The following is a 1,132-nucleotide window of genomic DNA, read 5'->3' as shown; positions in this document are numbered from 1 at the left end:
TCGTGCTGCCGACGAAAAAAAGCAGAAAAGCACCGGTGAATTTCAGAATTCGCTGGCGGTTGGTTTTCTGTTGGACACTCTCATAACCCAGACGCCGGTATATCTTCCAGCCAACAAAAAAAGATGAGACCATAACTGCATCATACAGGGTACTGGCCAAATAGCTGTAACGGGCCAGATAAAGAAGGACTTCAGCGCCAACCGCCACAATGAGCATTGCAAAGAGTAACTTTTTCGATATCGGTTTCGTTAAATTTGATGTCATACGCGTCACTCCTTGCCCGTGATTTTTTGTGAAGAGTCTCCTGTTACTTACCAAGAATATTGGCTCCCAGGATTCCTAGTCCGTTAAATAAAAGCAGGAATAAGCAGCAGGCAATGGCCCACTTCCATTTTCTTGACATGGCAATTCCCCTTTAACATTTTACAAGATTATAATAGTAATAATTTAACATACCGGCAGGCAATTATCACCAAAATATTGTTTCCATTTCATCATTTAACGTCATTTTTTCAGCCCTTTTAACATAAGAATGTACAAGCAGTGTGAGATCATTTCCAAATTATTAATACATCTTATACTAGTTTACACATTTTATGACGAATAGGGGTCTTAAAAAAATGAAACAGTTTGCTTCTATTATTCTTCTAGTTGTTGTGATTTTTGTATTATCTTCCACCAATCCGGGTCGAGCAGAATATATCGACTGGATTAATCACAAAACGATGGACAAGTCCTCGAACCTGCTGCAAAAAGGAATTCTCTCACTTGCTGGAAAACCTATCTTCGATGCAGGCACTAAACAATCCGATTATTTTATTTTCTCTATTTACGAAACGGATTTTTCCGATGTTGGAATGGGAAAAGTGAAATCCATTGGAATTTTTCATCAATTTATTCCGCTGTCGAGTTTTGAAAAGCAATAATAATTAAAAGAAATGAATAAATACCCTTTTAATTAATAAATTTGATTTGCATTTAAAAAAGCAGCCATTCCATGCTGCTTTTTTTGTTTGTCTCCTAATAATCTTTTTCCAGTTCGATGAAATTTTTCAAAAAATACTATAATTTTTCAAAATTCTCTCTTGTATTCGACAATTCTAAAAACTATTATAATTATAGGATATTATT

General features: G+C 35.3%; 2 protein-coding genes. One reads left to right on the top strand and one right to left on the bottom strand.

What is annotated here, in order from left to right; translation table 11 throughout:
* Positions 1-265 (bottom strand): hypothetical protein (locus V7161_RS09075; protein WP_335444280.1); only part of this gene is annotated, 265 nt, incomplete at its 3' end.
* 356 nt (positions 266-621) lie between these two features.
* Here V7161_RS09075 and V7161_RS09070 point away from each other — a divergent pair.
* Positions 622-927 (top strand): DUF4359 domain-containing protein, encoded by a 306-nt coding sequence (locus tag V7161_RS09070; protein WP_335444277.1) that lies wholly within the window; start codon positions 622-624, stop codon positions 925-927.
* Positions 928-1,132 lie beyond the last annotated feature (205 nt).

The organism is Neobacillus drentensis, assembly GCF_036965425.1.
GTDB lineage: Bacteria > Bacillota > Bacilli > Bacillales > Cytobacillaceae > Neobacillus > Neobacillus drentensis_F.
Note: the sequence above shows the minus strand (reverse complement) of the source record. Positions and strands in the feature narration are given on the sequence as shown.

Coding starts and splice junctions, on each gene's coding strand:
- V7161_RS09070 (WP_335444277.1), top strand. CDS start 622: ATGAAACAGTTTGCTTCTATTATTCTTCTAGTTGTTGTGATTTTTGTA.